The organism is Aeromicrobium sp. (genome assembly GCF_036676885.1).
Taxonomy (GTDB): domain Bacteria; phylum Actinomycetota; class Actinomycetes; order Propionibacteriales; family Nocardioidaceae; genus Aeromicrobium.
Map to the genome: position 1 here is coordinate 1 of NZ_JAKFCB010000017.1, position 18773 is coordinate 18773.

An 18773-nucleotide genomic window follows, 5' to 3' on the forward strand; every position below is an offset into this window, starting at 1 on the left:
GCTGATCACCGAGCGGGTCGACTTCGTCCGCTCCCTGTTTCCGGTCGTCGGCGAACGCTGGAAGGCGCTGGCGGGCCTGCTGTCCGGCGGCCAGCAGAAGCAGGTCGAGTTCGCCCGCTCCCTCATGGTCAGCCCCAAGGTCGTGCTGCTCGACGAGCCGTCGATGGGCCTCGATCCCAAGACCACCAGCACGGTGTTCGAGCAGGTCGTCCGCATGCGCGACGCCGGCACTGCCGTGCTCCTCGTGGAGCAGAACGCCCGGCGAGCGCTGGAGACGGCCGACATCGGCTGCGTGCTCGACCTCGGCAAGGTGCACATCTCCGGCCCGGCGCCGGAGCTGCTCGCCGATCCCCAGCTGAGCGCGCTGTATCTCGGCGGCGCGCGTTCCGTCACCGCGACATCGAAGGACAGGTAGACCACCGTGGCTCCACGCACCGTACGCATCATCATGAACGGCATCACCGGCCGGATGGGATACCGCCAGCACCTGGTGCGCTCGATCCTGGCCATCCGTGACGACGGCGGGGTCGAGCTGGCCGACGGCTCGCGGCTCCAGGTCGAGCCGATCCTGGTGGGCCGCAATCGCGAGAAGCTCGCCGAGCTGGCCGCCAAGCACGGCGTCCGCGAGTTCACGACAGATCTCGACGAGGCGCTGGCCGACACCACGGCGACGATCTACTTCGACGCCCAGGTGACGTCGGAGCGCAAGAAGTCGATCCTCAAGGCCCTGGCCGCCGGCAAGCACATCTACACCGAGAAGCCCATCGCCGAGAGCGTCGGCGAAGGCCTCGAGCTGGCCCAGGCGGCCGCGTCCGCGGGAGTCATCAGCGGGGTCGTGCACGACAAGCTCTACCTGCCCGGCCTGGTCAAGCTCAAGCGGCTCATCGACGCCGGCTACTTCGGCCGCATCCTGTCGGTGCGGGGCGAGTTCGGCTACTGGGTCTTCGAGGGCGACGTCCAACCCGCCCAGCGACCCAGCTGGAACTACCGCGCGGAAGACGGCGGCGGGATGGTCCTCGACATGTACTGCCACTGGAACTACGTCCTGGAGAACCTCTTCGGTCCGGTCCGTTCCGTGATCGCCAAGGCGGTCACCCACATCCCCGAGCGGTGGGACGAGCGCGGCGAGAAGTATGCCGCGACGGCGGACGACGCGGCATACGGCATCTTCGAGCTCGAGGGCGACATCATCGCGCAGATCAACTCCTCGTGGGCCGTACGCGTCGACCGTGGCGAGCTCGTGGAGTTCCAGGTCGACGGCACCGACGGCTCGGCCGTTGCCGGCCTGTTCGAGTGCCGGATCCAGCCGAGCGTACGTACGCCCAAGCCGGTCTGGAACCCCGACCTGCCGACGGACCTCGACTTCCGCGCCCAGTGGGCGCCGGTGCCCGACAACCAGGAGTTCCCCAACGGCTTCCGCGCCCAGTGGGAGGACTACCTGCGCGACGTCGACGCCGGCCGGCCGCACCAGTACGACATGCTCTCCGGCGCCCGCGGCCTCCATCTGGTCGAGGCGGCCCTGAAGTCATCCGCGGAGGGGCGGCGCGTCGAGCTCGATCGGATCACGCTGTGACGGTCACCGGGCAGTCGACGCTGGCGGTGCCGGATGCGCACGGCGGGTGGCGTTCGCTGACGCTGCTGGAGCCTCGTGACTGGGCCGAGCACCCCCACCCGTACGACAGCCGCATCGCGTTCGCCGCCGCCCACGTGGTGGCCGATCCGCTCGCCGACAACACGCCAGGCGCCCCCGCCGTGCTCGACTGGGATGCGACATTGGCGTTTCGCCGGCACCTGTTCAGCTACGGCTTCGGGGTCGCCGAGGCGATGGACACTGCACAGCGCAACATGGGACTCAACTGGGACGTCGCCCGCGAGCTCATCACCCGCAGCGCTGCCGTCGCCAAGGAGGCCGGCGCGCGCATCGCGTCGGGCGCCGGCACGGACCACCACCTGACGATCGGCACGATCGACGAGGTCATCGCGGCGTACGCCGAGCAGATCGAGGCGGTCGAGCAGGCCGGCTCACAAGTCATCATCATGGCGTCGCGGCAGCTCGCCCAGCTCGCCGTCAGCGCCGACGACTACCGCCGTGTCTACGACGAGCTGCTGCGCCAGGTCAGCGAGCCGGTGATCCTGCACTGGCTGGGCGACATGTTCGACCCCCACCTCAAGGGCTACTGGGGCTCGACGGACGTACCGACTGCCACGGCGACGTTCCTGGGCCTCGTACGCGATCATGCCGACCGGATCGACGGCGTCAAGGTCTCGTTGCTCTCCGCCGAGCACGAGGTGTCGCTGCGGGCCGCGCTGCCCGAGGGCGTGCGGCTATACACCGGCGACGACTTCAACTACCCCGCGCTCATCCGCGGTGACGGCACGCATCACTCCGACGCGCTGCTCGGCGCGTTCGCCGCCATCGCCCCGGCCGCCTCGGCAGCACTCGCCGCGCTCGACGCCGGCGACATCGAGACGTACGACGCAGAGCTCGCCCCGACGCTGGCGCTGTCCCGGCACATCTTCGAGGCGCCCACGTTCCACTACAAGACCGGGATCGCGTTCCTGGCCTGGCTCAACGGCCATCAGGACGGATTCACGATGGTCGGTGGCATGCAGTCCGCGCGGAGCATTCCGCATCTCGTACGCGTGATCGAGCTGGCCAACGAGTGCCGGCTGCTGGCTGATCCCGACCTTGCCGCACACCGCCTCACGACACTGCTGACCTCGGCCGGGGTGACCCGATGAGGTCCGACCCTGCCCTGGCCCGGCTCTCGCTCAACCAGCGCACGACCGCGGAGTGGACGCTGCGCGAGGCGATCGACGGCACGCTGGCGGCCGGGCTGTCCTCGATTGGGCTGTGGCGAGAGCCGGTCGCCGACGTCGGGCTCGAGGTCGCTGCCAAGTGGATCGCCGAGTCCGGCCTCCGCGTCTCGTCGCTGTGCCGCGGCGGGTTCTTCACCGTCAGCGAGCCGGCCGCCCGCGCAGCGGCTCACGCCGACAACCTGACGGCGATCGACGAGGCCGCGACCCTCGGCGCCCGGACGTTGGTGCTGGTGCCCGGTGGTCTCCCCCCAGGCGACACCGACCTGGCGGGCGCCCGCGCACGGGCCGCCGAGGCGATCGCCGAGCTGGTCCCCCATGCAAGGTCGCGCGGTGTGACGCTCGGGATCGAGCCGATGCACCCGATCTTCGCCGCCGACCGCGGTGTCGTCTCGACGCTGCGGCAGGCCTTGGACATCGCCGAGGACTTCGACCCGTCCGACGTCGGGGTCGTCGTCGACACCTATCACCTGTGGTGGGAACCGTCGGTCGAGGACCAGATCGCCCGCGCCGGCGACCGGATCGTGAGCTATCAGGTCTGCGACTGGATCACCCCGCTGCCGGCCGACACCCTGCTGGGGCGCGGCATGATGGGCGACGGTCACATCGACTTCCCGACGTTCACGTCCGCCGTGGCCGCGGCGGGCTACACCGGCGACATCGAGGTCGAGATCTTCAACGCCGACATCTGGGCCACGCCAGGGGACGAGGTGCTCGCCAGGATGAGCCAGCGTTACCTCGAGCTCATCGCGCCGTTCCTGTGACCCGGGTCCTCCTGGCGCCGGACAAGTTCAAGGGCTCCTTGACCGCTTCCGAGGTCGCCGGTGCCGTGTCGCGCGGCTTGCTGCGCGCCCGCCCGGACCTCGAGGTCGTACGCCTGCCCGTCGCGGACGGAGGTGACGGCACCGTCGAGGCAGCGGTCGACGGCGGATTCACGCGGACACCCGTCGAGGCCGTCGGCCCGACCGGCGAGGCGGTCATGACGGCGTATGCCCGGCGCACCGACACGGCTGTCGTCGAGCTGGCCGGCACCTGTGGGATCGAACGGCTGGCCGGCCCCCCGGCGCCGCTCAACGCGTCGAGCCGCGGGCTCGGCGTCGTGATGGCCGCGGCGATCGAGGCCGGCTGCAAGAAGCTGGTCGTCGGCATCGGCGGGAGCGCCTCGACGGACGGCGGCGCGGGAATGCTGCAGGCCCTCGGCGTCAGGCTGTGCAACGCGATGGGCGACGACCTCCCTGACGGCGGCGGCGCCCTCATCGACGTGGCGTCGGTCGACACGTCGGCGCTGGACCGACGGCTCGCCGAGGTGAGCATCACGATCGCGTGCGACGTCGACAACCCGCTGCTGGGTCCGCGCGGAGCCGCCGAGGTCTACGGCCCGCAGAAGGGTGCGTCGCCGTGGGACGTCATCAGGCTGGAGGCCGGGCTGCGGCACTGGGCCGGGCTGGTCACGTCCTTGACCGGCACCGATCATCGAGATGTCCGGGGCGCCGGTGCGGCGGGCGGGGTGGGCTTCGGCGCCCTCGCCCTGCTCGGAGCCACCCTGCGGCCGGGCGCCGACCTGGTCTTCGAGATCGTCGGCCTGTCAGCCGCGCTGGGCTCGGCCGACATCGTCGTGACGGGCGAGGGATCGTTCGACGAGCAGACCCTGAGCGGCAAGGCGCCCGCACGCGTCGCGGCGATGGCCCGTGAAGCCGGCCTGCCGACGTACGTCGTGTGCGGTCGCAGTCAGCTGACACCCGAGCAGTGGCGCAGTGCGGGCGTCACCGCGGTGCTCGCCCTCGATCAGCGCGAGCCGGACCAGCAGCGTTGCTTCACCGAGGCCGCCTCACTGTTGGAGGACGTCGGCGCCGAGCTCGCCCGGCGGCTGCGTCAGAGGCCGCCGAGCCCGTAGCGGATGAGGAAGTCACGCTCGGTGTCGCGGCCACCTTCGGGATCCGGCACCGGATCGGTGTCGGATGTCGTCACGGTGTCCTCGAGGCGTACGGGCTTGGGGAGCTGCTTGAATCGGTCCTTGTCGGGTGTCATGACTCCACCACCTCGGTGAGTGGCACACCGGGGTCGGCGAGCCTCGCACGATCCACGCTACGCCCGATCAGGGCGCGGATGTCCTCGGTGACGTCCCAGATGTTGACGTTCATGCCGGCCGTGACCCGGTCGCCGTCGAGCCAGAACGCGATGAACTCGCCGTCGTCCTTGTCGCCGCGGATCACGACGTCGTTCGAGGAGCCGCCACGGCCGACGTACTCCATCCCGAGGTCGAACTGATCCGTGTAGAAGTACGGCTGCCAGTCGTAGGTCACCGGCTGCCCCAGCATGACCTTCGCGACGGCCTCGCCCTGTTTGATCGCGTTGTCCCAGTGCTCGACCCTCAGCCGCGTGCCGAGCGCCGTGTTCTGCGCATTCGCGACATCGCCGATCGCATAGATCGCCGGGTCGCTCGTGCGGAACGACTCGTCCACCGTGATGCCGTTGTCGACCGCGAGGCCGGCCGCCTCGGCGAGCGCGGTGCTGGGTGCTGCGCCGACGCCCATCACGACCAGGTCCGCCGTGATCTCGTCACCACCGCTTCGCACGACGTACGGGCCGGTGCCGGAGATCGCCTCGGCGGCGGCGGACGTCCGCAGGTCGACGCCGTTGCGTCGGTGCAGCTCCGCGAAGTAGCTGCCCAGCTCGTCGCCCAGGGCGGCCTGCAGTGGCAGTGGAGCGAACTCGAGCACCGTCGTGTCGAGCCCGGCCTTGCGGGCGGCGGCAGCGGTCTCGAGTCCGATCCAGCCGCCACCGATGATGACGACAGACCCGGACCGTTCGTACGCCTCGCGGAGCGCGTCGCTGTCCTCGACGCGACGCAGCGTCAGTGCGAGCTCGGCCCCGGGGATGTCGAGCCGTCGCGGGGTCGCCCCGGTTGCGAGCAGCAGCAGGTCGTACGGCAGCGGCTCGCCCTGGTCGAGATGCACGCGCCTGGCCTCGGCGTCGATCCGCGTCGCCGTGACGCCCTGCAGGAGCGTGATGTCGTGCTCGGCGTACCAGTCGGCCGGCTCGAGCAGCATCGCGTCGGCCTCCGACTCGCCCTGGAGGTACTCCTTGGACAGCGGCGGGCGCTCGTACGGCGGATGGTTCTCCTCGCCGACGATCGTGATCGGACCCGTGTGGCCCTCGGCGCGCAGGGCGATCGCGGCCTTGCCTCCGGCGTGGCCGCCCCCGACGATGACGATGGACGATGTGGCGCTCATGCTGGTCTCCTTGGCTCGGTCGACAAGTCCATTGAACTGCGCATCACCTGACGCTGGCGAGGAACTCGGCGCGTGACGCCGGGCTCTCCCGCAGCTGCCCGCGTAGTGCCGAGGTGCTGGTGGTCGTCCCGGCGACCTGGACGCCACGCAGCGTCATGCAGGCATGCTCGGCCTCGATCACGACGCCGACCCCCTGTGGATCGAGGTGCAGGTCGACCCAGTCGGCGATCTGCTGGGTCAGCCGCTCCTGGACCTGCGGGCGCCTGGCGTACATCTCCACGACCCGGGCGAGCTTGGACAGCCCGACGATCCGGCTGCCCGGCAGGTAGCCCACGTGGGCCACGCCGGTGAACGGCAGGAAGTGGTGCTCGCACACGGACTGGACCGGGATCGACCTCACCACGACGAGCTCGTCGTACGCCTCGTCGTTCGGGAAGGTCGTCGCCTCGAACGGCCGGGACGTCAGCATCGCCGCGTACGCCTCGGCCATCCGCCGCGGGGTCCGCTCCGTGCTCTCGGTGTCACAGGGCACGCCGAGCGCGGCGAGGAAGTCGCGTGCCGCGCGCGTCGCGGTGGCGAGGTCCACCGCCGGCGACGCGAGCTCGCGCTCCAGCTCGAACACCTGCGTCATGACGACCGGCGGAGCAGGCCGTGGCCCCGCGCCTCCGCCAGCTGCGCGAGCGCGAGCGCACCGACGAGGAGGCCGAAGTCACGCAGGGCGACGTCGTAGAAGTCCTGGAGCGTCAGCAGGTCGACGATGATGCCGAGCAGCCACCCGGCGACGACGTACGCACCCAGCCGCGGCATGACCGCGACGAGCAGACCGGCGGCGATCTCGATGACACCCACGGCGTACATCGCCTCGTCGGCGCTGCCGGGCACGATGTCGTTGATCCATGGGGCGAGGTAGATCGACCAGTCGGTGAGGAGGTTCGTGAACTTGTCGAGCCCGAACGCGATCGGGGCGATCGTGAAGACCGAGCGGAGCAGGAAGAAGGCGCGATACGTGGGATCGGCCTTGAGGTTGAGGGAGGTCATGGGTTGTCACCCTTTCTAAAGAACAATAATGTTGACTGTAGAGACGTTGGTCGTCTTACGTCAAGATGTTTCTCCTTTAGAAAGGCATGCCGTGGCAGACTTCGCCGAACGCGTCGCGAGCATCGGTGCACTCGGCGACCCCCTGCGGCGGGACCTCTACCTCTACGTGTGCGCCAAGCCGTACGCGGTGAGCCGCGACGAGGCGGCTGATGCCCTCGGCGTACCCCTTCACAAGGCGAAGTTCCACCTGGACCGACTGGAGGCCGAGGGGCTGCTCACGGCTGAGTTCGCCCGCCTGACGGGCCGCTCCGGGCCGGGAGCCGGCCGGCCCGCGAAGCTCTACCGGCGCGCGCCCGAGGACATCAGCGTCTCGCTCCCCGGCCGGGAGTACGAGATCGCCGGGCAGCTCCTGGCCGCGGCCGTGGCGACGTCCGCGCGTACGGGCGGATCCCCGATCGAGGCGCTCCACCAGGAGGCGGCTCAGCAAGGTCGCGAGTGGGCGCAGGCCGCCCTGGCCGATGACGCCGGGGACAACCCGCTGGCGCTGGCGATGCGGGTGCTCGCGCAGCACGGCTACGAGCCGCGCGAGGACGCGCAGCGCGTGATCCTCGCGAACTGTCCGTTCCACACCCTCGCCGCGAGCCACACCGAGATGGTGTGCGGGATGAACCTCGCACTCCTCCAGGCGCTCGTCGACGAGGTCGGCCCGGACGAGCTGGAGTGCCACCTCGAGCCGGATGACCAGCGGTGCTGCGTCGTGCTTGCCCAGCGCTGACCGCGGGCTCCGGGGACGGCGGCTGGGTGCCGGGTTGACGCACCGACCCTCACGACATATATTCAACGTATGTTGAATAGCCCGGCCATCGCGGTCGACCGCCTCACCGTGATCCGCGGGAAGAACACCGTGATCCCCGACCTCACGGTGTCGGTGCCGTCCGGGTCCGTCACCGGGCTGCTGGGGCCCAGCGGCTGCGGCAAGACGACGCTCATCCGCGCGATCGCCGGCATCCAGATCATCAGGTCCGGCACCGTCACGGTGCTCGGCGGCCCAGCCGGCACCCCCGCCGCCCGGGCGCGGGTCGGATACGTCATGCAGTCCGACTCGGTCTATCCCGACCTGACCGTCCTGCAGAACCTCCGCTACTTCGCCGTCCTCAGCGGAAGCGACGATGCTGCGATGTTCCAGGCGATCGATGACGTGGGGCTCTCGGACAAGACCGACGCGCTGGTCGCAGACCTGTCGGGCGGCCAGCGCACGCGGGTCTCCCTGGCCGCAGCGCTGCTGGCGGACCCGGATGTCTACCTGCTCGACGAGCCGACGGTAGGCCTTGACCCGGTCCTCCGCCGCGATCTGTGGCAGCTCTTCGCGCGGCTCGCATCGCAGGGCAAGACCCTGCTGGTGTCGAGCCACGTCATGGACGAGGCCGGCCGCTGCGACCGCGTGCTCCTGATGCGCGAAGGCCGGATCATCGCCGACGCGACGCCCGACGAGCTGCGCCGGGACACCGGCGAGGACGACCTCGAGCGCGCGTTCCTCGTGCTGGCCGAAGGGAAGGGCGCGTCATGACGCGGACCCTCGCCACGAGCCGTCGCGTGCTCCAGCAGTTGAGTCACGATCCCCGCAGCGTCGCGATGATCGTCGTCCTGCCCTCGCTCCTGCTGTGGATGTTCAAGTACGTCTTCGACGGCAGCCCCGCCGTGTTCAACCGGGTCGGCCCGCAGATGCTCGGCATCTTCCCGTTCATCGTGATGTTCCTCGTGACCTCGGTGACGATGGTGCGCGAGCGTACGTCCGGCACGCTCGAGCGTCTGCTGACGACGCCGCTCAGGCGCGGCGAGCTGATCCTGGGCTACGGTCTGGCGTTCGGCACGGCCGCCCTCGTGCAGTCACTCGTCACCTCGACGGTCGCGATCTGGCTGCTCGACATGGACGTCAACACCCCGTGGGCCATCGTCCTGTTCGCCGTCACGGATGCGGTGCTCGGCACGGCGCTCGGACTCCTGATGTCGGCGTTCGCGGTCACCGAGTTCCAGGCGGTGCAATTCATGCCGCTCGTCGTGATCCCGCAGCTGCTGCTCTGCGGGCTGCTGGTGCCACGCGACTCGATGCCCGAGGTCCTGCGTCGACTCTCCGACGTACTGCCGCTGAGCTATGCGGCCGACGCCTTCACCGAGCTAGGGTCGACGAGCAACTTCACCTCGACACTGAGCAAGGACCTCGTGATCTTGATCGGCTGCTGCGTGCTCGCCCTTGCCGGCGCCTCGCTGACTCTGCGGAGGCGGACCCCATGACCGTGAAGCGAACGCGGGGACGCCCGCCCGCCGGTGACGCGGCCGATCGCCGTGCTGCGATCCTCGATGCCGCCCGCGCCCAGTTCGCCGCACAGGGGTTCGGCGGCACGTCGATGCGGGCGATCGCGCGCGAGGCCGGCGTGGACGTGAGCCTGATCAGCCACTACTTCGGTGACAAGTCGGGCCTCCTCGTCGCGACGATGGAGCTGCCGGTCAACCCGATCGAGAAGATCGCCCTGGTCATCAAGGACGGTCCCGACGGCATGGCCGAGCGCCTGCTGCGGACCTTCCTCGGCGCGTGGGACCCGCATCGCGACGTCTTCAGCTCGATGATCCGTACGACCCTGGGATCCGGCGACTCCCAGGCGCCCATGCTGCAGATCGCCCGGAACATCCTCATCGCGGCGCTCCTGGAGGTGCTCGACGGCGACGACCGCGAGCTGCGTGCCTCACTCATCGCCAGTCAGCTGATCGGCATGGCGACGATGCGTTATGTCGTGCGACTTTCCCCGCTCGCCGACGCCCCGATCGACGAGGTCGTCCGCCTGTACGCCCCCGGGATGCAGGTCCTGATCGACTCCTAGCCTGCAGGCCCGAGGTCGGCGAGTCGCTCGATCAGGGCCATGGCGTCGAACGGCGCACGGACCTTGATGTCGTTGTCGAAGTACGCGTAGACGTCCTTGCCCTCCTCCGCCCAGCCGCGCAGCAGCGCCGCCCACTCGTCGAGCGCCTCGTCGGAGTAGCCGCTCGCGTAGAGCTCGGAGTCACCGTGCAGGCGTACGTACGCGAAGTCGGTCGTGACGTCCCGGATGAGCGGCCACCTGCCGGCGGTGTCGGCGACGACCAGCGCGATCGCGTTGTCGCGGAGCAGGGTGAGGAACTCCGGCACCAGGAACGAGTCGTGCCTGACCTCGACGGCGTGCCGGATCTCCTGCTCGCTCGTGACCTCCAGATGGGCCCGGCCGGCGACGCGTTCGTCGTGGCGGCTCGCCAGCTCGGCGGCGGCGTTCGTCGTGCGGGGCAGCTGGTCGAAGAAGTGCTCCAGGCGTTCGGCATCGAAGCCCAGCGTCGGCGGGAGCTGCCACAGCACCGGCCCGAGCTTGTCGCCGAGCGCCAAGGGGCCCGACGCGAAGAAGTTCGCCAGCGGCACGTCGACGTCCGCGAGCTTCTTCATGTGCGTGATGAACCGGCCGCCCTTGACGGCGAAGACGAAGCCCTCGGGAGTCCGCTCACGCCAGGCCCGGTAGCTCTCCGGACGCTGCAACGAGTAGAACGAGCCGTTGATCTCGATGCTGGTCATCCGGCTCGCGGCGTACTCGAGCTCGTCCTTCTGCCGAAGGCCTTCGGGATAGAAGACCTTGCGCCACGGCGCGTACGTCCATCCGGAGATCCCGATCCTGACCGTGCCGGACACGGGAGGTCAGAGCGATCCGGCGATCGTCCCGATCAGGGCGAACAGCGCGACGACGACCGAGATCGGCACGAGCCAGAGGGCAGCGATCGTGATCGTGACGGAGGTGCCGATCTTGGGCGGCACGAAGTAGCGCGCGCGGGGCAGGTCACCGACGTCGTCGATCCACCGGCCGGTCATCGCCATGCCGCCCCAGGCCCCCTTGAGGCGATCGAAGATGCGCCATCCCCCTCCGCCGCCGATGCGCTCCAACGCGCCACGGGTTTCGTCGACCTTGTCGCTGAGGCTGATCGCGATGCCGAGCTCGGTGGCGAGCTGGTCCGGCTCCTCGACGGCCCGCAGGATGCCGCGCCGGCGCGCCCAGAACGCGCCGCTGATCGCGGCCATCAGCAGTCCGGCCCCGAGGACCACGATGCGTACGCCACCGTCGGCGACCAGGCCGAGCGCGACCGTCGCCAGGATGAACGGCAGCGGGACGACGAGCACGATCGCGGTCGGCAGTCGCAGCACGCGGACCGCGACGGCAATCACGTTGGCGACGCGGTGCGCCACCTCGCCGGTCTGGTCGTCGACACGGGACGCGAACCCGCCGACAGCCGAGTTGGCCTGCGCCCCGAACCCACGAGCGAACTTCATGCGTCAATCGTACGTAGCAGCGCCACACCTCGCCTGTCTCGAGCACCGTCTAGGCTGCGCTGGTGGCCATTGCTCTCTCCTTGTTGTCGGCGCTGGCCTACGGCGTCTCGGACTTCCTCGGCGGGATCTTCGCGAAGCGGTCGTCCGCCTGGCAGGTCGCCATCGTGGGACAGACTTCCTCGGGCATCCTCAGCCTGCTCGCCGCGGTCATCATCGCCGGCTCACCGACCAGCACCGACCTGATGTACGGCTCGCTCGCCGGGCTCGGCGGCGGGTTCGGTGTGGCGTTCCTCTACCGCGGTCTCGCGACCGCCCGGATGGGTGTCGTCGCCCCGATCTCGGCGATCGGCACGGCCCTGATCCCCGTGGTCGTGGGACTGTCGACCGGCGACCGTCCGTCCGTGATGGCGATGCTCGGGGTGGTGTTCGCCTTCCCGGCGATCGTCCTGATCTCACGCGTCGTCGACGACAACCCCGCGCACAAGGGCGGAGTGATCGACGGCATCCTCGCCGGCGTCGGGTTCGGCCTGCTGTTCACGTTCCTCGGCCAGATCGGGGACGATGCGGGCCTCTACCCCCTGGCGCTCTCCCAGATCACCTCGGTGCTCAGCGTCATCATCACCGCCACCGCGCTGGGGCATGCCTGGGTGCCGCGCGGCCGCAAGGTCTGGGGTGCCCTCGTGATGGGCCCGCTCGGCGCGACGGCCCAGGGCGCCTTCCTCTACGCCACGCACCACGGCCTGCTGTCGATCGTGTCGGTCATCTCGTCGCTCTACCCGGCAAGCACCGTGCTGCTGGCCTCGGTGCTGCTGCGCGAGAAGATCCACGGCTGGCAGGGCGTCGGGCTGGTCTTCGCCGCCGTCGCAGTCGCCCTCGTCGCGGCCGGCTGACCTACTTGAGGAACTTGCTCGTCGTACGGTCCTTCAGCGGCTTGCCGCCGGTCTGGCACGTCGGGCAGTACTGCAGCGCGGACTGCGAGTAGGTCACCTCGAGGACCGTGTCGCCGCACACGGGGCACTTCTCGCCGGTACGTCCGTGCACCCGCATCCGGGTGCGCTTGTCGTCCTTGAGCTCCTCGGCCGGCTTGCCCCGCGCCTCCTCGACGGCTTCGCGGAGGATCTCCTGCACCGCCGCCTCCAGGCGTACGATCTCGTCGTCCTTGAGGTTCTCGGCGATCGCGAACGGCGACAGCTTCGCGGCATGCAGGATCTCGTCGCTGTAGGCGTTGCCGACCCCGGCGATGATCTTCTGGTCACGCAGCAGGCGCTTGACCTGCATGCGGCGGGCGAGCAGCGGGCGCAGCTCGAAGCCCGGCTCGAGCGGCTCGGGCCCGAGCGCCGCGATGCCGGGCACCTCCGACGGGTCGCGCACGACATACATCGCGAGACCCTTGCGGGTGCCGGCCTCGGTGACGTCGAAGCCGATGTGCGGGCCGTCGCCGCGGTCGAGGCGTACGCGGGCGGCGATGTTGCTGGCACCGAGCTTGAGCTTGGTGTCGGGGAGCTGGTTCGACCAACGGAGCCAGCCCGCCTTGGCGAGGTGGACGACGATGTGGATGCCGTCGACGTCGATGTCGATGAACTTGCCGTGCCGGCTGACCCCCGTGACGGCGAGTCCCGACAGCGCCGCGACCGGCGGGTCGAACGTCTTCAGGACCGCGAACGACGCCAGCTCGATGCCGACCACGACGGCGCCGGCGGTCTCCTTGTCGAGGAACTCGACCAACGCATTGACCTCGGGAAGCTCAGGCATGGGTCAATGATCGGGGTTGCCGGGCAAGTTCTCCAGAGCCGGACCGCGGTCGAACCGGCGGCTCACCTCCGGGCCATCCGGTCGTCGTACCCCTCACGAGCATCGAGCACCTTCTCGATGTGAGCCTCGGCCCACACCCTGAGCGCGTCGAGTGGTGCCTGCAAGGAGTGGCCCAGCGGGGTGAGCTCGTACTCGACGTGCGGCGGCATGCGGTCATACGACCGGCGCTCGACAAGTCCGTCACGCTCGAGACGCCGCAGTGTCTCCGAGAGCACCTTGCCGCTGATTCCGTCGACCGCAGCGCGGATCTCGGTGAAGCGCAGCGGTCCTGGTTCGAGGACGATCACGATCATCGCCGTCCACTTGTTGGCGATCTCGGCGAGCGAGGTCCGGGACGGGCAGGTGCGGACGAAGACGTTCCAGTCAGGAGGATCAGTCATGGGATTCCCTTGGTTACGTTGAGGTAACAGGTTACCAATCGTTACCGTCGCTCGTGACGAGCCGCCCGGCTCACGGAGAGGAACTTCCATGACCCACCCCATCGACGCATACATGACCTACGACAGGGCCCTGACCTCCGGCGACATGCCTGGTCTCGCGGCCGCCCTGCATGCCGACGCGGTCTGGCACCAGCCGGGAGACCACCCGCTGTCAGGTGACCATGTCGGCCAGGACGCCGTCATGGCACTCCTCGGCGGCTTCATGGAGCGCAGTGGCGGCACGTTCGCCCTCAGCAAGTCAGCACCGCCGATGGTCAACGGCGCGTACGTCGCCGTGCTGGTCTCGTTCTCGGCCACCCGCGAAGGTCGGGCGCCACTCGACATGGCCGGTGTCGACGTGTTCCGCGTTGAGGACGGACTGATCCGCGAGGTCTGGCTCTACTCCGCTGACCAGTCCGTCGAGGACGAGTTCTGGGCCTGACGCACGGCATCACTCGTCGGTGTCGTCCGAGGTGAGCTTGGAGCGGTCGTCGGAGGACGAGTTCCGGTCGGACTTCGATGACGAGCGGTCAAGGGCCGCAGACCGCCGCGCCTGGATGTTGGCACCGTAAGCCTGGTCGTGGAGGAACGAGTGCAGGTCGGCGACGGAGTCACGACCGTCCGCGTCGTCGTCACGGGCATCTGCCTGCTCGTCGCGGACCTCGGCGGCAGCCAGGATCTCGTGCTCCTTGTCCTTGCGATCCTCCTGCGCGGCCTCGCGGGCCTCGACGCGGCCCTCGCGTGCGGCGAGCTCGACCTCCCGGTCGTCGGCCCGGTCGGCGCGCTCGTCAGCGTCGAGGTCCCGCTGGTCGTTCTTGGAGTTCTTGCGATGCTCGCCCATATCCGCATACAACCACGACCCGGCACACATGAGACAGCCAGTACAGCCGACTGAGTCAACCGGTGAACGTCAGCCAGAGCAGCGAGATGTTGAGCGCGATGACGATCGCCGCGACGAGGCAGGCGGCGGCCGTCGTGCGTCGCGCGTTGGTGTACTCCCCCATGATGTCGCGGCGAGCGGTCAGGACGACGAGGGGGATCAGCGCGAACGGGATGCCGATCGAGAGCACGACCTGGGAGATGACCAGTGCACGACTCGGTTCGGCGCCGAGCGCCAGCACGACGAGCGCGGGTATGAGCGTCACGACCCTTCGGACGAGGACCGGCAGGCGTACGCCGAGCAGGCCCTTCATGACCTCGGCGCCTGCCGCGCTGCCGACCGACGTCGACGCGAGCCCGGAGCCGAGCAGCGCGACGGCGAACAGCAACGCGACGCCGGCGCCGAGCTCCGACGTCACGACCGCATGCACTCCCTGGAGCGTGTCGGTGCCGGGCAGGCCGTCGAGGCTGGACGCGGCAACCACGAGCAGCGACAGGTTGAGAACCCCGGCCAGGATCAGCGCGAGGACGACATCGGTGCGCGTGGCTGACAAGAGCTCCCGCACCGTGAGGCCCTCGCCTCGCCGATCCAGGCGGGTGATCGTGAGGCTCGAGTGCAGATAGATCACGTGCGGCATGACCGTGGCGCCGATGATGCCGGACGCGAGCAGCACACTGTCGGTGCCCTCGAACGACGGCAGCAGACCGCCGGCCAGGGGCCCGGCCTCGGGCGGGTCGACGAACAGCCCGGCCATGAAGCCGACCGCGATCAGCGCGAGGAAGCCGACGATGACACGCTCGAGCGTCTGCTGGCCGCGCAGGTCGCCGATGCGCAGGACGACCATCGCCACGGCGGCCGTGATGATCGCGCCGAGCACCAGTGGCAGGTCGAACAGCAGGTAGAGCGCGATCGCCCCGCCCACGACCTCCGCGATGTCCGTCGCGATCGCGATCGCCTCGGCCTGCAGCCAGTACGCGATGCGGGGCGCCGTCGGGAGCCGCTGACCCATGTGGCCGGCGAGCGACAGGCCGGTGACCATGCCGAGCTTGGCCGAGAGGTACTGCACCAGCACCGCCATGACATTCGCCATCACGACGACCCAGACCAGGGTGTAGCCGAACTCCGCGCCGGCCGTCACGTTGGTGGCGACGTTGCCCGGGTCGACGTACGCCACGGCGGCGATGAACGCAGGCCCGAGGAGTCCGATGCGGGGCAGCTTGCTCTTCACCAACATGGTGCACAGCATCTCGCATGCCCCAGTCGGGTCGCACACTGGACGTCCGCCGATGGTTGCTCTAGAGTAACCGTTACCCATGAGCAACCATTCAGCAGCCCACGCCATCCTCGACGCGCTCGGCGACCCCATGCGCCGCAGCATCACCGAGACGCTCGGCCACGGCGCCCTCCCGGTCGGCGAGCTCGCCGCCCAGCTGCCGATCGGCCGTCCGGCGGTCAGCAAACACCTGCGGGTGCTGGAGAACGCCGGCGTCGTCGAGCACACGAGCATCGGCACCCGCAACCTGTATGCCCTCGCGCCCGGTGGCCTCGCCGCCGTGCAGGTGTGGCTCACCGAGACGTGGGACGACGCGCTGTCGTCGTTCGCGCAGCACCTCGAGAACGGAGCATCATCATGACGATTCCCCCCATCGTGCGCCAGATCGTGGTGCCGGTGTCAGCGTCCGACGCGTACGCGGCATGGACCGACCAGATCGATCAGTGGTGGCCGCTCCAGCGCCACTCCGTGTTCGAGCACGACAATTCCGTCGCATTCGTCGGCGACCAGATCGTCGAGACGTCGTCGACCGGCGAGACCGCGATCTGGGGCACGCTGCTGGCCGCCGAGCCGCCCGGCAACCTGACCTTCACCTGGCACCCGGGCCACGGGCCCGACCGGGCGAGCACCGTCGCGGTCGACTTCGTGCCGATCGCCGACGACCGCACGCTGGTACGCCTGACCCACACGGGCTGGGAGGTGTTCGCCGAGCCGCTCGACGCCCGCGAGGACTACCGCGGCGGCTGGATCGGTGTGCTCGACGCCTACCGCGGTGCGCTGCCGGTCTCCTCGGACGAGGACCAGGACGTCTGGCTGATCCTCGAGTCGACGCCCGGGCTCGCTGCGGAGGGCTCGGTCCTGGCGCATCCGCTGTTCGCCGAGCACCTCGTCTTCATCGAAAAGCTCAAGGCCGACGGTGTGCTCGTCGCGGCCGGGCCGTTGCCCGACTCGTCGGGTCATGGCCAGACGATCATCCGCGTGCCGGCAGCCGAGGCGGCCGGCTACGTCGACGCCGCGCACGATGATCCCGCCGTCGCGGGCGACCTGCTCGTGCTGCGGGTCCGGCCGTGGCACGTGGTGGTGCCCGGGCACTAGCCCGTACGCGTCAGACGCCCAGTCGCTCGTCGAGGAAGTCGACCGTCCGACGCATCTTGTGGGCCCACTGACCCACGAACGTGTGGCCCTCCCGGTCGTAGACGACGAGATCGACGTCGACTCCGGCCTGCGTGAAGGCGCGCTCCGTGGCGCGCGCCCAGCGGAGTGGGCACTGGTCATCGAGCGCGCCGTGCACCATCAGGAGGTCGGCCTCGATGCGGTCGGCGTACGTCCGTGAGGAGAGGTCGCGCCAGAACCTCGGATTGTCCTCGACGCTCCCCCAGCGTCGGACGATCGTCCGGCCCGCCTCCGAACGGTTGGGCACGGTCCAGCGGCGGAAGTTGTCGATGAACCGGCTGCTGACCGAGGAATGGACGACCGCCGCCTTGACGATGCCCGGCTCGGCGACGAGCGCGTTCATCGTGACCCCGCCACCCATCGAACGGCCGAGCATCCCGATCCTTTCGGGATCGACCTCGTCGAGCTCCCGCAACGCCTTGACGGCGGCGATCGAGTCGCGCGCATAGCCGAGCCGCAGCTCCAGCTCGACCCGGCCGACGTCGTCGGAGCCGGCGTGTCCGCGGTAGTCCGTGTGCAGCACGACGTAACCCTCGCGGGCCAGGTAGTCCTGCTCCCGCTGCATGCCCTGGCCGGTCCGGTAGACCGAGGGCTCGATGTAGCCGTGGTTGAGGACGACGGCGGGGTGCGGGCCTCTGCCGTCGGGAACGAGGAGCAGTCCCGAGATCGTCAGGTCGCCACTGCGGTAGCGCACCTCCTGGCGGGTGTACGCACCGAAGTCCTGAGCCCGCCCGACCCGCCGAAGCGCGCCCCCGGTGATGTCGTCGTCGAACATCGCCGGCAACGAGCGGCTGTCGTACGTCGGCGTCGGGCTCGGCGTGGGGGTGGGCGTCGTGACACTCGACGTCGTACGAGTCGGTCGCGGCTCGGCGCGCTGGTCACCGTCCGTGCACCCGGCGGCGACGAGCGTCACGACGATGGCTGCGGCGAGAGCTGCTCTCACCTCCCCATCGTCCCCCCAAAGTCTCGACAGCGGGAGGCCACGCCGTCAGGGAGCCGTCCCGGTGGCGACGGGTCGGTCGTCGTGGTTGCTCCACTGCGACCACGATCCCGGGTAGAGCGCAGCATCGAAGCCGGCGATCGCCAGGGCCACGACCTCGTGTGCGGCGGTGACGCCGGATCCGCAGTAGGTCGCGACGTCGGCTCCATCACGTACGCCCAGCGCCTCGAACCGGCGGCGCAGCTCGGCCGCCGGGCGGAAGCGACCGTCGCCGTCGAGGTTGTCGGTCGTCGGCGCGCTGACAGCGCCGGGGATGTGTCCCGCCTTCGGGTCGATCGGCTCGACCTCGCCGGCGTAGCGCTCGGCCGCGCGCGCGTCGAGCAGCACACCTGCGTACGTCGCGGCACCGTCGATGTCGATCGTGGCGAGGTGTCCGGCCTCGAGGGTCACGTCACCCGGCTCGGGCACGACATCGTCGGTCGCGAGCGCGCCGCCGGCCGAGACCCAGGCGCCGAGCCCGCCGTCGAGCAGGCGCACGTCGTCGAACCCCGCCCAGCGGAGCAACCACCACGCGCGTGCCGCGGCCTGGCCGCCGTTGTCGTCGTACGCGACCACCGAGTCCCCCTCGCGGATGCCCCACCGGCGGGCCGAGGCCTGCAGCGACTCGATCGACGGCAGCGGGTGACGGCCGTCCTGCGGCTCGCCATGCGCCGCAAGCTCGGTCTCGAGCGGCACGAACACGGCGCCCGGGATGTGGCCGGCGAGGTACTCCCCACGACCCGGAGGACCGCCGAGCTTCCAACGTACGTCGAGCAGCACCACCCGCTCGGTCGACGACATCAGCTCCGG

The 18773-nt window shown here is 69.8% G+C and carries 25 protein-coding genes; 13 read left to right on the forward strand and 12 right to left on the reverse strand.

The features are described from left to right. From V6M46_RS00825 to V6M46_RS00845, 5 genes are all read left to right on the forward strand, one after another. The coding region (locus V6M46_RS00825) for an ATP-binding cassette domain-containing protein (RefSeq protein ID WP_332661782.1) at window positions 1-415 on the forward strand (415 nt) is incomplete at its 5' end. A 6-nt stretch (window positions 416-421) separates the two neighbouring features. After that, window positions 422-1573, forward strand: coding sequence for a Gfo/Idh/MocA family protein (locus V6M46_RS00830; protein WP_332661783.1), 1152 nt, complete (start codon window positions 422-424; stop codon window positions 1571-1573). Further along, a complete protein-coding gene (locus V6M46_RS00835) occupies window positions 1570-2742 on the forward strand; it encodes a dihydrodipicolinate synthase family protein (protein ID WP_332661784.1) in 1173 nt (390 codons plus the stop codon). The genes V6M46_RS00830 and V6M46_RS00835 overlap by 4 nt, the downstream gene beginning before the upstream one ends. Then, a complete protein-coding gene (locus tag V6M46_RS00840; RefSeq protein WP_332661785.1) occupies window positions 2739-3581 on the forward strand; it encodes a sugar phosphate isomerase/epimerase family protein in 843 nt (280 codons plus the stop codon). The genes V6M46_RS00835 and V6M46_RS00840 overlap by 4 nt, the downstream gene beginning before the upstream one ends. Then, on the forward strand, window positions 3578-4711 hold the full coding sequence (locus tag V6M46_RS00845) for a glycerate kinase (RefSeq protein ID WP_332661786.1): 1134 nt from the start codon (window positions 3578-3580) through the stop codon (window positions 4709-4711). Before V6M46_RS00840 ends, V6M46_RS00845 begins: the two co-directional genes overlap by 4 nt. Here V6M46_RS00845 and V6M46_RS00850 read toward each other — a convergent pair. From V6M46_RS00850 to V6M46_RS00865, 4 genes are read right to left on the reverse strand one after another with little or no spacing between them, the layout of a single operon-like run. Further along, window positions 4690-4845, reverse strand: a complete 156-nt coding sequence (locus V6M46_RS00850) for a hypothetical protein (RefSeq protein ID WP_332661787.1) — start codon at window positions 4843-4845, stop codon at window positions 4690-4692. The genes V6M46_RS00845 and V6M46_RS00850 overlap by 22 nt on opposite strands. Further along, complete coding sequence (locus V6M46_RS00855; protein ID WP_332661788.1) at window positions 4842-6050, reverse strand: NAD(P)/FAD-dependent oxidoreductase; 1209 nt, start codon at window positions 6048-6050, stop codon at window positions 4842-4844. Before V6M46_RS00855 ends, V6M46_RS00850 begins: the two co-directional genes overlap by 4 nt. Before the next feature lie 43 nt (window positions 6051-6093). Then, entirely contained in the window at window positions 6094-6681 is a 588-nt protein-coding gene (folE, locus tag V6M46_RS00860; protein ID WP_332661789.1) for a GTP cyclohydrolase I FolE, read from the reverse strand. Beyond that, window positions 6678-7088: a hypothetical protein gene (locus V6M46_RS00865; protein WP_332661790.1), complete on the reverse strand. Its 411-nt coding sequence runs from the start codon at window positions 7086-7088 to the stop codon at window positions 6678-6680. The genes folE and V6M46_RS00865 overlap by 4 nt, the downstream gene beginning before the upstream one ends. 91 nt (window positions 7089-7179) lie before the next feature. On the opposite strand from V6M46_RS00865, the gene V6M46_RS00870 reads away from it, so the two are divergent. The 4 genes from V6M46_RS00870 to V6M46_RS00885 all read left to right on the forward strand — a co-directional run bounded on the left by V6M46_RS00870 (window position 7180) and on the right by V6M46_RS00885 (window position 9964). Continuing rightward, window positions 7180-7863, forward strand: a complete 684-nt coding sequence (locus tag V6M46_RS00870) for a helix-turn-helix transcriptional regulator (RefSeq protein WP_332661791.1) — start codon at window positions 7180-7182, stop codon at window positions 7861-7863. Window positions 7864-7932: 69 nt separating this feature from the next. Continuing rightward, the gene (locus V6M46_RS00875; RefSeq protein ID WP_332661792.1) at window positions 7933-8655 is read left to right on the forward strand and encodes an ABC transporter ATP-binding protein; all 723 of its coding nucleotides are present in this window, start codon (window positions 7933-7935) and stop codon (window positions 8653-8655) included. Further along, complete coding sequence (locus V6M46_RS00880; protein WP_332661793.1) at window positions 8652-9380, forward strand: ABC transporter permease; 729 nt, start codon at window positions 8652-8654, stop codon at window positions 9378-9380. The genes V6M46_RS00875 and V6M46_RS00880 overlap by 4 nt, the downstream gene beginning before the upstream one ends. After that, window positions 9377-9964 (forward strand): TetR/AcrR family transcriptional regulator, encoded by a 588-nt coding sequence (locus V6M46_RS00885; protein ID WP_332661794.1) that lies wholly within the window; start codon window positions 9377-9379, stop codon window positions 9962-9964. The genes V6M46_RS00880 and V6M46_RS00885 overlap by 4 nt, the downstream gene beginning before the upstream one ends. On the opposite strand, the gene V6M46_RS00890 is transcribed toward V6M46_RS00885, so the two are convergent. Together V6M46_RS00890 and V6M46_RS00895 are read right to left on the reverse strand one after the other, a co-directional pair. Then, window positions 9961-10794, reverse strand: a complete 834-nt coding sequence (locus V6M46_RS00890) for a DUF72 domain-containing protein (RefSeq protein ID WP_332661795.1) — start codon at window positions 10792-10794, stop codon at window positions 9961-9963. The two genes, V6M46_RS00885 and V6M46_RS00890, sit on opposite strands and share 4 nt — an antisense overlap. 6 nt (window positions 10795-10800) lie before the next feature. Further along, window positions 10801-11427, reverse strand: coding sequence for a hypothetical protein (locus tag V6M46_RS00895; RefSeq protein WP_332661796.1), 627 nt, complete (start codon window positions 11425-11427; stop codon window positions 10801-10803). Between the two features lie 62 nt (window positions 11428-11489). Here V6M46_RS00895 and V6M46_RS00900 point away from each other — a divergent pair, with 62 nt between their 5' ends. After that, a complete protein-coding gene (locus tag V6M46_RS00900) occupies window positions 11490-12317 on the forward strand; it encodes a DMT family transporter (RefSeq protein WP_332661797.1) in 828 nt (275 codons plus the stop codon). 1 nt (window position 12318) lies between these two features. Here the strand turns inward: V6M46_RS00900 and V6M46_RS00905 are convergent, their stop codons facing one another. Continuing rightward, window positions 12319-13179, reverse strand: coding sequence for an Fpg/Nei family DNA glycosylase (locus V6M46_RS00905; protein WP_332661798.1), 861 nt, complete (start codon window positions 13177-13179; stop codon window positions 12319-12321). A gap of 62 nt (window positions 13180-13241) precedes the next feature. Further along, entirely contained in the window at window positions 13242-13619 is a 378-nt protein-coding gene (locus tag V6M46_RS00910) for a winged helix-turn-helix transcriptional regulator (RefSeq protein WP_332661799.1), read from the reverse strand. 88 nt (window positions 13620-13707) lie between these two features. Between V6M46_RS00910 and V6M46_RS00915 the strand changes: the two genes are divergently transcribed. Then, window positions 13708-14100, forward strand: coding sequence for a nuclear transport factor 2 family protein (locus tag V6M46_RS00915; RefSeq protein ID WP_332661800.1), 393 nt, complete (start codon window positions 13708-13710; stop codon window positions 14098-14100). A 9-nt stretch (window positions 14101-14109) separates the two neighbouring features. Here V6M46_RS00915 and V6M46_RS00920 read toward each other — a convergent pair whose 3' ends face one another. Both V6M46_RS00920 and V6M46_RS00925 read right to left on the reverse strand, forming a co-directional pair. After that, complete coding sequence (locus V6M46_RS00920) at window positions 14110-14499, reverse strand: hypothetical protein (protein ID WP_332661801.1); 390 nt, start codon at window positions 14497-14499, stop codon at window positions 14110-14112. A gap of 55 nt (window positions 14500-14554) precedes the next feature. Continuing rightward, window positions 14555-15772, reverse strand: coding sequence for an Nramp family divalent metal transporter (locus tag V6M46_RS00925; protein ID WP_332661802.1), 1218 nt, complete (start codon window positions 15770-15772; stop codon window positions 14555-14557). Between the two features lie 79 nt (window positions 15773-15851). Here V6M46_RS00925 and V6M46_RS00930 point away from each other — a divergent pair, with 79 nt between their 5' ends. Beyond that, on the forward strand, window positions 15852-16172 hold the full coding sequence (locus V6M46_RS00930) for an ArsR/SmtB family transcription factor (RefSeq protein WP_332661803.1): 321 nt from the start codon (window positions 15852-15854) through the stop codon (window positions 16170-16172). Beyond that, window positions 16169-16906 (forward strand): SRPBCC domain-containing protein, encoded by a 738-nt coding sequence (locus V6M46_RS00935; protein ID WP_332661804.1) that lies wholly within the window; start codon window positions 16169-16171, stop codon window positions 16904-16906. The genes V6M46_RS00930 and V6M46_RS00935 overlap by 4 nt, the downstream gene beginning before the upstream one ends. 10 nt (window positions 16907-16916) lie before the next feature. Here V6M46_RS00935 and V6M46_RS00940 read toward each other — a convergent pair whose 3' ends face one another. Beyond that, a complete protein-coding gene (locus V6M46_RS00940; protein WP_332661805.1) occupies window positions 16917-17927 on the reverse strand; it encodes an alpha/beta hydrolase family protein in 1011 nt (336 codons plus the stop codon). Between the two features lie 45 nt (window positions 17928-17972). Further along, a complete protein-coding gene (locus V6M46_RS00945) occupies window positions 17973-18764 on the reverse strand; it encodes a sulfurtransferase (protein WP_332661806.1) in 792 nt (263 codons plus the stop codon). Window positions 18765-18773 lie beyond the last annotated feature (9 nt).